This window comes from Mesorhizobium sp. M0408 (genome assembly GCF_040321495.1).
Classification (GTDB): Bacteria; Pseudomonadota; Alphaproteobacteria; order Rhizobiales; family Rhizobiaceae; genus Mesorhizobium.
The window spans coordinates 71,274-83,791 of record NZ_JAMYRO010000022.1 but is presented as its reverse complement, the minus strand read 5'-3'; the positions used below and the strand labels follow the sequence as shown (position 1 = coordinate 83,791).

Annotated in this window: 10 protein-coding genes and 2 pseudogenes; 9 read left to right on the top strand and 3 right to left on the bottom strand. The window is 57.2% G+C overall.

The window, feature by feature from the left end; genetic code table 11:
- Nucleotides 1–535 precede the first annotated feature (535 nt).
- From NKI67_RS24000 to NKI67_RS23970, 7 genes are all read left to right on the top strand, one after another.
- The gene (locus NKI67_RS24000; RefSeq protein ID WP_352647203.1) at nt 536–1,678 is read left to right on the top strand and encodes a helix-turn-helix domain-containing protein; all 1,143 of its coding nucleotides are present in this window, start codon (nt 536–538) and stop codon (nt 1,676–1,678) included.
- A gap of 420 nt (nt 1,679–2,098) precedes the next feature.
- Complete coding sequence (locus NKI67_RS23995) at nt 2,099–3,748, top strand: putative bifunctional diguanylate cyclase/phosphodiesterase (RefSeq protein WP_352647201.1); 1,650 nt, start codon at nt 2,099–2,101, stop codon at nt 3,746–3,748.
- 170 nt (nt 3,749–3,918) lie between these two features.
- Nucleotides 3,919–4,440, top strand: coding sequence for a ubiquinone biosynthesis methyltransferase UbiE (locus NKI67_RS23990; RefSeq protein WP_502909359.1), 522 nt, complete (start codon nt 3,919–3,921; stop codon nt 4,438–4,440).
- Nucleotides 4,437–5,615 carry a methyltransferase domain-containing protein gene (locus NKI67_RS23985; RefSeq protein ID WP_352647198.1) on the top strand — a complete coding sequence of 393 codons (1,179 nt, stop codon included), beginning with the start codon at nt 4,437–4,439 and terminating at the stop codon, nt 5,613–5,615. The genes NKI67_RS23990 and NKI67_RS23985 overlap by 4 nt, the downstream gene beginning before the upstream one ends.
- A complete protein-coding gene (locus tag NKI67_RS23980) occupies nt 5,612–7,978 on the top strand; it encodes a SpoIIE family protein phosphatase (RefSeq protein ID WP_352647196.1) in 2,367 nt (788 codons plus the stop codon). Before NKI67_RS23985 ends, NKI67_RS23980 begins: the two co-directional genes overlap by 4 nt.
- A gap of 2 nt (nt 7,979–7,980) precedes the next feature.
- The gene (locus NKI67_RS23975) at nt 7,981–8,541 is read left to right on the top strand and encodes a slr1658 superfamily regulator (protein WP_352647194.1); all 561 of its coding nucleotides are present in this window, start codon (nt 7,981–7,983) and stop codon (nt 8,539–8,541) included.
- Nucleotides 8,542–8,559: 18 nt separating this feature from the next.
- Nucleotides 8,560–8,898, top strand: a complete 339-nt coding sequence (locus NKI67_RS23970) for a slr1659 superfamily regulator (RefSeq protein WP_352647192.1) — start codon at nt 8,560–8,562, stop codon at nt 8,896–8,898.
- Between the two features lie 421 nt (nt 8,899–9,319).
- Here NKI67_RS23970 and NKI67_RS23965 read toward each other — a convergent pair.
- Nucleotides 9,320–9,793, bottom strand: a pseudogene (locus NKI67_RS23965) (IS110 family transposase); the annotation flags it as partial.
- Between the two features lie 72 nt (nt 9,794–9,865).
- Between NKI67_RS23965 and NKI67_RS23960 the strand changes: the two are divergent.
- Nucleotides 9,866–10,348, top strand: a pseudogene (locus NKI67_RS23960) (SOS response-associated peptidase); the annotation flags it as partial.
- 52 nt (nt 10,349–10,400) lie between these two features.
- The gene (locus tag NKI67_RS23955; RefSeq protein WP_352647190.1) at nt 10,401–10,577 is read left to right on the top strand and encodes a hypothetical protein; all 177 of its coding nucleotides are present in this window, start codon (nt 10,401–10,403) and stop codon (nt 10,575–10,577) included.
- Nucleotides 10,578–10,893: 316 nt separating this feature from the next.
- Here NKI67_RS23955 and NKI67_RS23950 read toward each other — a convergent pair whose 3' ends face one another.
- Together NKI67_RS23950 and NKI67_RS23945 are read right to left on the bottom strand one after the other, a co-directional pair.
- Nucleotides 10,894–11,418 carry a helix-turn-helix transcriptional regulator gene (locus NKI67_RS23950; RefSeq protein WP_352621304.1) on the bottom strand — a complete coding sequence of 175 codons (525 nt, stop codon included), beginning with the start codon at nt 11,416–11,418 and terminating at the stop codon, nt 10,894–10,896.
- Between the two features lie 270 nt (nt 11,419–11,688).
- The gene (locus tag NKI67_RS23945) at nt 11,689–11,970 is read right to left on the bottom strand and encodes a hypothetical protein (RefSeq protein WP_352647188.1); all 282 of its coding nucleotides are present in this window, start codon (nt 11,968–11,970) and stop codon (nt 11,689–11,691) included.
- Nucleotides 11,971–12,518: the final 548 nt, after the last annotated feature.

Below are 12,518 nucleotides of genomic sequence, written 5' to 3'. Positions count from 1 at the left end.
CAATTTACTTGGTTCCTGATTGCTCCTTTATTAATCCTAGCATAAGCGCACACTCACGGGCTTTATATTGTCCGGTAATCATAAGTCTATAGTAATCCTGCCGCTTGTTTTCGGGGACGTGAAATCCGCGCCGAAATTCCGCCGCCTCTTTTGGAGTTCGAGTGCAACCGAGTTTACTGGCCGCGACCTTCAAACTCCCCAGTGAGCATCCGATTTTTGCCGAAATGTCTCTCAACGGTTCGTTGTTACCGTACCCATCAAGAATTATCTTGCGACGATCTTCGCTGTTGAGCTTTGTGTTCATTTCAGCGGTCCCCTCAACTACGCTTTCATGATGCCCGATTCTATACGCACCAGGTTGAAGAGTGTCGTTAGCTTCGCATCCAGAAACTTATCTCGGCATGCATTTCTGACTGTAATCCAGCGTGATCGCCGTTTCAGTCGCCTCGAGTCGGCCAGTCTTGCCAGATGCCTGAGGTACACCACATGATTGAGAAGGGCATGGGCATACCCGAATCGGATATGACACCACGCGATGGATGCTAAAAGGCAAGAGGAGGCGCTTGCGAGGCAGGCGCTCGAGCGTGATCGACGTCGTTGGCCGCGCGAAGCTCAACCTTACAATGAGGGTGCCCCGTCACTTGCGCCGGCGCTCGAACCTTTGCCCTTTTCAACGCTCGAACTGGCGCCAGAGGATCAATTCGCCGCTTGGCAGGCGCATATGGCACCGCTCGTCGAGGTCAGGTTGCCGGATGACAAATCGCTCGACGATGGCTTTCCCGCCGACCACACGGCTTGGAACCTCGACGGCATGCTGATCGTTCAACAGCGCGCACCGGCACATAGTTATATGCGTTCTGCCGCGAAGCTTCGGTCCAGCTCGATCGATCACTGGTATATCGCCTTGCCACGTACTGGCCGGTCGTGGACGGAGGTCGATCGCCGTGTAGCGGAGAACCAGCCGGGCAAATTGGAGATCAGATCGCTTGGCTACCCGTTTCGCGGGAGGACAACGGACTCCGAAAGTCTCTTTGTCTATTTGCCGCGCGATTTGTTCGCCGATGCGGCGGCAACCCTGGACGCCAAGAACAATTCAATTCTGTCCGGCAACTTTGCCAACCTGTTGCTCGACTACGTCAACAGCATCGAAGCAAGCCTGCGCAGCCTCACGGCTGACGATCTGCCCCGCATCGTGCACGCAACACGCAGCATGATCATTGCCTGCCTCGGGCCTCCGGCGGAACAGGTTGCGGCCGCGGAACTGTTGACGAGTGTCGCGCTAATGGAGCGAGCGCGTCGATACGTCCACCACAATCTGGATGCGGCTCATTTGACACCGGATTCAATGTGCCGGGCGCTCGGCGTCTCGCGCTCTCGTCTCTATCAGTTGTTCGAACCAAGCGGCGGTGTTCTCCATTACATACAAAGTCGCCGCCTTCTAGCAGCCCATATTGCGCTAAGCGATCCGGCGGACAGCCGGCGCATTGTTGAAATTGCTGAAGCCTTCGGGTTTAGTTCAGCGGCTAATTTCAGCCGGGCATTCAGCAAGGAATTCGGTTACAGCCCCCGCGAAGGCCGCAGTACTGTGGTATTGCCGCGCCCCGCCCACTCTGTTTCGCATGCCGGAGGCCAGGAGGCCTCTTCCTTTGAAGGTTGGCTCAAGGCGCTCGGAAACTGATTACAGGATCGCGAAGCTGATTGGGCGGACTTAGAAGAGGGGTTGCCCGGGGCGGCGAAGGTCACGCCGCCTCATGGGCCACAATATCTTCGTGTCGCGCCTACTGCGCATCAATCACACAGCTGATTCTCACCAATTCACGGTTTGTTAACGAACTGTGACGGTTCATTTTTATCGATAATTTGCCGCCGATCACGGCGGAGCATACATGGAACTAGGCTGCGGGCGGCTCTTATTAAGAGTGCGATTTGAAAGTTTGCCAAGCTTGACAGTTATGCTATTTCTAGACTGGGGGGCGCGAGTCTGCACCGCCTATGGAGGTGGTTCTTGCCCTCAGAGGCTTCAGGCGTCGGCACGGAGAGTGAGGGGCCTTCATCGAGCGACGCTCCAAGTGTCGGCGATGGGGTTCTCGCAGACCTTTTGGCGAACACGACCGAACTTTTGTCGTTCTATGACCGTGACTTTCGCCTGACGCACTACGCGGCCAGGCTCAAAGGCTTGTACGGAGGCGCGGTAGCGCCGGGCGCCGCCATCTGGGAGATCTACCCGAGCTTTCTCGATGCGAGCCATCGCGACGAATTTCTTCGTGTGTTCCAGGGCGGCTCCCCGGCACGCATCGATTTGCCGCCATCATCAGGCGAAGCGCCCCGGTCCGTTTTCGTCTTCGCCACTGCAAATGGGGTGGGAGTCATCGAATCAAGGGTGCACGGCGGGCGGAGCGCTGCGGAGGAGCAAGAGCATGTAATTCTGCTCCATCAGGCGACGCACGACGTGCTGACCGGACTGCAGAATCGGCGGCGATTCGGCGAGCGGCTCCAGCAGGCAATGGCGGCCCTCGGCGGATCAAAGCCGAAAGCCGCCCTTCTGCAAATCGACCTTGACGATTTCAAAGCGGTCAACGACACGCTCGGCCATGGAGCAGGCGACACTCTTCTTCAACTCGCGGCGGGTCGTATCCGCGACGCGCTGCAGGACGGCGAATCCGCATACCGGTATGCGGGCGATGAGTTCGCTGTCATCCAATTGGGAAAGGAGCAGCCAGCAGAGGCTGAACGCCTCGCCGGATCTCTAGTCGACGCGTTCAAGGACCCGTTCGTCATCAACGGCATTCCCGTGTTCGTCGGCTCAAGTATCGGAATTGCTTTCGGGCCGGAGCACGGGACCGATGGCGAACAGTTGATGAAAGCCGCTGACATTGCTCTTTACGCGGCCAAGACAGATGGACGCGGCTGCGCTCGAACATTCAACCGTTCGATGCTGCTCTTGCTCGAGCAACGCGAGAATCTCAGGCGCAGCCTTCGAACCGCGCTGGAGCGCGGCGAGCTTTATTTGGAGTATCAGCCGCTCATTCGGCCTCCCTCGTCAGTGACCGGTTTCGAAGCGCTGCTGCGGTGGCGGCACCCTGAGGTCGGAATCATTCCACCCAACGTGTTCATACCGATCGCCGAAGCCGACGGTCTGATGGACGAGATTGGACGATGGGTGCTCGAGGAAGCCTGTCGCCAGGCGTTGACGTGGCCTTCCTCGCTGACAGTCGCAGTGAACCTGTCGCCGGCTCAGTTCCTTAGCGGTTCGCTGACGGACACCGTCGCTCAGGTCATCGACGCAGTTGGGATTGAAGCCGACAGACTTGAACTTGAGATAACCGAGAGGGTTCTACTTGAGAAGACGATCGACAATATAGACACATTGAATACGCTGAATGTCTTGGGAATACGAATATCGCTAGACGATTTTGGAACATACTATTCATCGTTGAGCTACCTTAAAAATTTTCCCTTCGATACGTTGAAGATAGATCAGTACTTTATTGCGGACTTGGAGACCGATCTCAAAAGCCAAACGATCGTGCGATCGATCATGAATCTGGCGCACGGCCTCGGGATAAATGTCACTGCCGAGGGGGTCGAGACCCCGGCACAGGCACGGTGGCTGATCAAGGAGAATTGCGATTGCCTGCAAGGCAACTTCCTGGGAAAGCCGCTTGGAGCCGAGGCGATCAGCGGTTTCATCAGGCGGTCCCCGCTGAGGGTGGTACGCGCGATGGAGGAATCAAAACAAGCGCTCTAGCGCCTGCGCCCTTCGTTAACGGTGAGGCGGAGATTTGTAGAACGATCGAGACAGATACCGCGCAATTTTCGAGTCGGTGCGAGACTGACTCATTACGGGCGCGGGAAATTTTTCATCGCGGGCCATCACCCCGCGAGAGCTCAATACTGGTGGAACAAGTGAGGATGCCGATGGGACCTGTTCATCATGACCTGGCTGGCGAGCCGACTTTTGAGCCGATGATCCAGATCGACATGGAAATCAAAGCGTTTGTCTCCGCTTGGAAGCATTGCGATTATGTCTCGACATACGTGGCCCGGATGATCAGTCAAAACAGGTCAGACTCGGTCCACCATTCAAATCTCTTTTCCTCTGCCTTCAACGAATTGCTGGAAGTCGCCTTTCGTACGCGCCATGCCGATGGCGAACTGGCATGCAGGGTGTCTCGCCACGGCGCGACGGACAGGATCGAGTTGACGTTTCCTTGCCTGCCAGAAGAGCGCCAGTTCTACGAAGAAGCCGTGTCGCAAGTCGCAGGGTTCGAGGCCAGGGAGCGATACCTCAATTCGGTGTCTGGGGATCTCACGCCCAGCCGCGAGGTCGTACTCCTGGAACTGGCTGTCGACTACAACGCGACACTCTGGATCGAGGAAGTCGACGGCGATGCAATCAAACTTGTCGTGGATCTTCCGCTCGAGGGCCTGGAAAATTGAGCCCTTACGACCTTCTCCCGCGCTTCAAGGCGCAATACGACGCCAACAACCAGGAGTTCTCCATATCGGGAGTGGTCCGGCCTCAGTCGATCGATGAGCTTGGGCCGAGCATAGCATTGCTTCGCGATGCGATCGGCCGTGTGCGCGGCGTTCTCTACGTCAATGTCAGACGTCTGACGCAGATGAACAACGCTGCGTTTCACACCTTTTCGAGGATCATCATCGACGCCTGTCGCGCTCGACCAGATCTCAAATTCGTGGTCATCACGTCAAGCGTCGTCGGATGGACCTCGCGAAAATTCGGCCGCCTGAGCGGAATCGAACCGAACATCACAGTCGAGGAGTATGACACCGAATTCTATCCGGGGCAGGGTTTTCTTGAGGAAGGCGGGTTCGTACCGATCCTGCGCACTCAGACAAAGATGACATGGCGTCACGAGCGCGCAATCTTGCCGCGACACGGCATGAGGCCCGGGATCGTCATGGCCGACATCTGTTGCGGGATCGGTGATTTCGCCGTGCTCGCGCAGAAGGAGTTCCAGCCATCGCGGATCGTCGCCCTCGACCACTCCATATCAAGCCTGAACTATGCTCGACAAGTGATGCGGGAGTTCGACATCCGAGGGATCGAATATACCTATGGCGATGCGTCGGAGATGCTGCTCGACCAAGCGCAGTTCGACTTGGTCACCTGCCGACATTCCCTTCAAATCTTCAATCGACCTGAACTCATCCTCAAGGAGCTCTACCGCATCTGCAAGCCAGGCGGGCGGGTCTATATCACCAACGAGAAGAATTCGCATTGCCTCGGCGAGCCGCGCGCAGAAAGCATTCGTTGGACCTACAACGAGGTGGCGAAGCTGTTCGGGCATTTCGAGATGGATGTCGAGCTTGGGCCCAAGAGCCGGCGATACCTGATCGAAGCCGGATTCCAAGACATCCGTGTGGAGACCTTCATGGTCACTAACCTGGACGGGGATCCGCAGGACTTCGCCGATGTCATTGCGGCCTGGGCGGACGTCTATGCGGGCGAGATGGCGACCAGACGCGGCGATGGACCGGAGTTCGTCGCACGCTTCCGGCAGGGCTTCGAGGATCATATTTTCGCTGCGCTCCACCCCAAGGGTTATGCGGGTTGGCCGATCTGGGTCGCATCGGGACGACGGCCGCAATGAAAGCCGACGATGAGCCTACACCGCGATTCGGCCTGCGCTCCTTTCGAGCGAAATTCGTATTGGTCGTTGGCGGCGCGGTATTGTTCGACCTCCTTTTGAGCGGTGGCCTGGCGCTTTGGAATGTTCAAAAGCTGTCGCGCGACGCCACATCCGAAGTCGGTGAGGGCCTGACGATCGCAAACCAGGAATACATTCGTTCCTATGCCGAATCGACAGCGTTAAGCGTCGACCTGCTGCTCGATCGAGTCCATGGGGACGTCAAGGCGTTGGCCGGCGTGCTGCAGGCCCAGATCGACGATCCAAGCAGGCAGCAACAGGTCGGAGCTACCCTTTCGCAGGAGGCGCCCGACTCGGTAAAGGTCGTCTACGACGCGAAGGGCGACTGGGCGCAGAACCTGCCGGGCGCGCCTTCCGTGGTCAGCGTCTGGGGCTACCTGCTGGGCGCCGACCACAGTCCGCTGCCAAGCGTTCAGCAGGAAATAGAAGACAGTACCGTGCTGGATCTCGTCGCGCCGACGCTCATGGCCAGCGGGTCGTCCAAACTGCAGATGTATTATATTGGTCCAAAGGAACGCCCGATCTTCAGGACGGTACCGTATACGGACCAGGCACAGACCTTCGATCGACTCTATCCAGGCCACAACAAGGCGGAATTCTGGGAATTCTTCTTTCCAGGCATCTATGGGTCATGGCAGCAATGGGCCAGGGATTCAGCCTCGCGTCCGGTCCCTGACGATATCACCCAGACAGCGCCTTACACCGATGCGATCACGGGAAAGTTGATCGTCAGCTTTTTCCACCCGCTTTGGACGCGCGACCGCACCGGTATCGCCGGCACGGCGGGAGCAGACATCACTCTCGATCAACTCGCAGAAGTCGTCGAACGTGTGAAGATCGCTGAAACCGGGTTCGGCTTTCTCACGATGTCGACTGGCAACGTGGTGGCGATCAATCCGTTGGGCCAGGCGATCATCGGCCTGACTTCATCGAGCGATGCGGGCACCCAGGGCGTCACCGGCCTGGAGAGGTCCCTGCGGGGAAGTACGCAGCCGGCTATCGCGTCGCTGCCTCTCGACCAGAACAATGACGGTGTCATTCAGCATGTCATGCTCGCCGACAAGGGCGAACGCGTACCCTACATTGTTGTCCTCAAAAGATTAAAGCCGACCAATCTGTGGAGTTCGGGACCGATCAAGTCCGAGATGATGTCGGTCGGGATCGTCGTTCCCGAACGAGAGATCTATGCATCCCTGTTCGCCGCGCAAATGAGTATTTCCCGCGCAACCAATCGTATCCTGCTCTTTCAGATCGCCGCGATCGTCGTTTCGCTTCTGATAGTTTTTGCCGCCGTGCTCGGAATTTCGAAGCGGATCACGGCAGGCCTCAGGGCGCTTGCCAGTGCCGCCCAGCGGCTCCAGTCCAAAGATTATTCAGTCCGCGTGAGCATTCCAACGCGCGACGAGGTTGGAGCGGCGGGAATCGCTTTCAACCGGATGGCCGAGCAGATCAGCTTTCACACGGAAAACCTCGAGCAACTCGTTGACGAGCGAACCAGGGAGCTTGGGGACGCAAATCAGGAGATTTCCGCACTCAACGAAAAGCTGCAGGACGAGAACGTCCGACTTGGCGCCGAACTCGCGGTCGCCAGGCAGATCCAGATGATGGTCCTGCCGAAACAATTCGAACTCGAAGCTATTCCGGGGCTGGAGATAGCGGCCTACATGCGGCCGGCCGACGAGGTCGGCGGTGACTATTATGACGTCCTGCAGAACGGGTCGCGGGTCAAGATCGGCATCGGCGACGTGACCGGCCATGGTCTGGAGAGCGGCGTGCTGATGCTGATGGTCCAATCCGTTGCACGGGCGCTGCAGGAGACCAACGAGGGGGATCCGCACCAATTTCTGGATCGGCTGAACAGAGCGATCTACAAGAACATCGAGCGGACGAACACCGGCAAGCATCTCTCGCTGGCCTTTCTTGACTTCGAGGATGAGCGGGTAACGCTATCCGGCCAGCATGAGGACGTTCTCGTCGTGCGTGCGGACGGAGACGTCGAACGTATCGATACGATGGATCTGGGTCTGCCGGTCGGCCTCGAGAATGATATCTCGAAGTTCATTGCCACGCGTGACATCCTGTTCGGAAGCGGGGACGTGATCGTGCTGCACACCGACGGTGTGACCGAGGCCGAGGATCAAGACAAAACTCTGTTCGGGTTCGAGCGCCTCTGCCAGAGCGCGCAAAAACGTCACGGCAGTAGCGCCGAGGACATCAAGACCGGGATCATCGACGATCTGATGGCTCATATCGGGATCCAGAAGATCCACGACGACATCACCCTCGTGATCATAAGGCATACATAGCAATGACAACGCTGTTCGGTACCCCTGACATTGCAATCGGGATGAAAGAGAGCGTCAGTCGCGTGCGGCTGTTCGACGGACCTCTCGACTTGAGTTGGCGTCATTGTGCCACGACCTCGGATTTCATCGCCGATCTTTTCGCGTTGCGCTTCCGGTCGTCCCGCAATGACTACTTGGAAGTGCGACACAGCATCGGATATCTGGTCAACGAACTCATCGAAAATGCCGTCAAGTTTCGCGCACCGGGTGAGATCGTGATCGAGGCGTCGATGGATTCGGATTGCTTCAAGCTCAAGGTGTCGAATGACGTCGATGGTGAAGATGCGTCTGAGTTCCAAAGTCTCCTGGCGGACATCACGGTTGGCGACCCCGTGGACCTGCTGATACAGCGAATTGAAGCCAATGCCGCCAACCCCAACGCAGGAGGCTCCGGACTTGGATTGCTGACGTTGATGAGCGACTACGGCGCACGCCTGGCTTGGATATTCAGCGCCGCCGATGAAAGCGATCGGATTTGCGTGGAGACATATGCTTCCATTCCGATCTCGCAAATTCACAACTAAATGAAACGAAGCAAGACCATGGAAATCAAGACAGACGACTACCGCGTATGGACCGAAGGAAGCGAAATCTTCTTCGATGGTGCCATGCGGCTTGCCAGTTCCGACGCCGGTGCGCCTATCGCGGCATTGGCGGCCAGTGTTCTTGCCTCGAATCCCGCTTCCATTACGCTCAATCTGAAGGACCTTCACTTTCTCAACTCTTCCGGCATCAACCTGCTGGCGAAATTTACCATCGAGGTGCGCAAGCATCCCGATGTTCGACTCGTCGTGCGTGGAACGCCAGACATACCCTGGCAATCGAAATCATTGCCGAATCTGAAGAAGCTGCATCCCGCTGTGGTGCTTTTGATGGACTGACGAAAGTCGTCCGAAATTAGCGAGATATGTACGCCCGGATAAGTATTCGGATGCGAAGCTAACGACAATTTGGCCACGTGCGCAGATGCTCGCAATGGCTTGGTGGGGCTGGCACAGGCGGCAGGCGTCCGGGTTGGGGGGATGTCGGGCCGCCTGTGCCGATCAGCCGTCGCTGCGCAGTCAGAAGTGTGGGTCGTGCAGTCGCGGTCCACGACCGTGAGATAGATCGTGTCGCTCGACGGCGCGGGCGACTTCGGCAGTGGCACGCGCTTGCCGGGATCAAGCAACTTCGCGAGCTTCCTCGCAAAGCCCTTGTCGAGCAGCCCCGCGATCGGCTCACGCATGTAGGCAGGAATCCGCGATGTGCGTGTCCCGTTCGCCGAATGCAAGCCGCGCGGCTTCGAACGCGAGATGCAGCCGCTCCGAAGTTCGGTAGCAAGCCGCGGGGATCGTTCTCAACGGCAATGGCCTTTTCCTGCAAGAGCTTGCGGGCGGTCAGCAGCGCCCGGCGCTTCTGGCTCGTCAGGGTCTTCACATGCACCGGGCGAAACAGGTTGACCCGCATCATCTGCGCATCTGCGCAATGCCGCGGGCATCATTGCGGTCGGTTTGTTCACCTGCGCCTTAAGGAATGCCTTGGTGTGGCGGGTCTCGATGCAGATCACCGGCTGGCCGGCCCTGGCCGGCCTTCGAACAACCACTGCGACAAGGGCCCGGCTTCAAGCCCAACCCGCTCAACCCACCAGCTGGGCTCCTTGAGCACCCGTGCCAGATCCTCCGGATGGCTCGCCACCTTTATCTCGCGGCAAATCTGGCGGCAAATCTGGCCTGTTTCGTCGATAATGCAAATGGCGGTCTCTTTCACTGACACATCCAATCCCGCATAATGCTTCATGCTGCGCTTCTCCCTTCTGATGCTTGTGGCTGCCCATGCAGACCACGTTTATCATCAGCTCGAAGCGCAGCACCTTCGATCAACGCCAAGAGCGAGACCGTAAAGACCAACGGCATGTTCAAAGCCGCCGATCAGTCACGCCGCGCGCCGATGCCGATCGACGGCTTCTTTGAATGGAAGGACATCTTCGGCACGGGCAAGAACAAACAGCCCTATGCCATCGCGATGAAGTCGGGCGAGCCGTTCGCCTTGGCGGCGCTCTGGGAGGATTGGCGCGACCGCTACCGGCGACAACATCCGCACCTTCACGCTGCTGACCTGTGAGCCGAATCCGCTCATGGCGACGATCCACAACCGTATGCCGGTGATTCTGACGCCCGAAGACTACATGACCTGGCTGACGACCCCGACCCGGAACATCTCATGAAGCCGTTTCCAGAAGAGCTGATGACCGTGTGGAAGATACATTCTCTCTCGTTCTTACATTGTGAGCATGCTTCTGAATCCGGTTCTTTGGCCATTATGATGGGCACAGACAGGCAGGCAAAAGCATAATCACAGCGTGACAACCGCCGGTTCAATCTGAGGAGAGAAAATAGAAAACGACATGATCGCCCTACCCACCCAATTCGATGCCATCCACCCGGAAAGCGGACGGATAGTCAAGGTCGTCGGCACCGACGGCACCAGCGCATTCTCGCCGAAACTTGTGCTCGTCACAGATGTCGACGGGACGCACGTCCAGGCTTTGGACTACGTCAAGAACAAGCGGCCAGGGGCATAATAGGGCAACCACAAGGCCGGTGATATCTAAGGATTCTGCGTGCGGTAGAAGGCGCAAATTACAAACGCGTGCCGATGAGGCGCATCAAACCAGGGGAATATGAATAGGCTACGAAGTAGGCGACCCCAAGCACAGCAGTAGCTATCAACCACCTGCCTGTGTGCTTGTCCGTAGACGCCATTGCGGCTTTGGTGCCTGCGAGTGACTCTCTTTTTCGAGATTCATACTCCTGCTGCCCGCCCGCGCCATCGCCCAGCGGAAAATCAAAGCGTTTCGGGATTGGCTGTCTGCTGAGATGGAGTCCAAACGACGGCCCTTATGGCAAGACTGAAATGCGCCCAAGAAGAGCCACCAGTTCCGCCTGACGTTTCGTTTCGGTCTTGGCGAACAGCGAGGCAAGCTGGGAGCGGATCGTGGTGCGGCTGAGGCGCCAACTACGGGCGATCTCCAGCGGCGCATCGCCCTGAGCCAAGCGCAACGCCAAGTGCGTTTCCGCGCTCGTCAAACCAAACATCTTTTGCAGTGTCTGAGGATTTGGCCCCGACCTGTTCTCGCGGTCCAGTAACGCCACAATGCTCGTTCCGTCAGGAGCGATAAACCCGTTCTCGTTCAATATCACCGGCCTGTCGCCGTTGCTGCGGATCACCACCCACGATAGTGAGCCCGGCAGGAAATGGGCTGGAACATTCGCGATCAGCCGCCTCAAGGCCACCGAAAGACCGCTGGCCGTATCGGCCACTTCTCCCTGGCGCTCCAGCGTGGTTTGAGCGGCTGCGTTCCATTCGACCACTTTCCTCTCGCGGTTCAGCACGAGATAGCCGCAGCCGATGCGATCAAGCATGCCGGTTATGGATTCCAGGCTGCGTGCTCTTGGCTCCCCGACCCCTGCGCCCGATGCACGATCTGGAGGAAAAACATAAGAGGGCCGCGTCGTATGCGCCTCATGGTTATACTTGGTCGTTATCGCAATGTATCGGCTACCCGAAACAGGATCACTGTGTCTGTCCATCAGAGTCATTTTCTACCCCTACCCAAAGTTTTTCACGGCCAGAATAGAGTTATTCGTGATCTACAGAAAGTCTTCAAGTGATGATATCCGTCGGTAGTAATATTACTCGAAATGTCCCAAAATTTGCGCGCAATCGCGAGATTTATACCGTCCAGAAATCATCAACTGTTTGTAATCTTCCCGTTTGTGTTCCGGCATATGAAAGTCACGCGGAAATTCCGCCGCCTCCGTTGGGGTTCGAGTGCAACCGAGTTTACTGGCGCTGACTCTTAAACTCGCCAGTGAGCATCCGATCTTGGTCGCAATATCTTTCAACGGTTCGTTATTAAGGTATCCATGAAGAATTATCTTGCAACGGGCTTCCCTTTTGAGCTTTGCGTTCATTTCGGGGGCTCCTCAACTACGCGTTCACAACACGCGATTCTATACGAATCAAATTGAAGATTGTCGTTAGCTTCACATCCAGAAACGTATCTCGGAATGCATTTTTTAAGATTTCTTGATGCCGCCAAGCTGCCGATAATATTCCTGCTCACCTGTTTCCAACACCACACAGCCCTCCCACGAAAGGGCAAGATTAATAACGAGCGAGATGGCGAGAAAGAAAGGTGGCATAGGGGTGGTCGCCGACCTGGACGACGACAGTAAGGACCGGTCGCCAAGTCGACTGTTATCGTTTATACAGGACAGAACTTCTCGAGGTCGATGTCCGACGGCATGAGTGTCGAGGCCTTGGCACTGCATCTGAAGGACCACTGGCCCGAACTTCGCGTCCAACTGCTCGAAGGCTCGCAAACGAGCTGCCGATCCGCCTCATTTCCACTCTCGGGAAGTCTTGAAAGCTTCCGCACCTGGAACGGTACACGCCTACATTGCTAGACGGCATGCCTCCGTTCCGGCAAAGCTGCGAATCGCGGGGCCACTGGCAATCC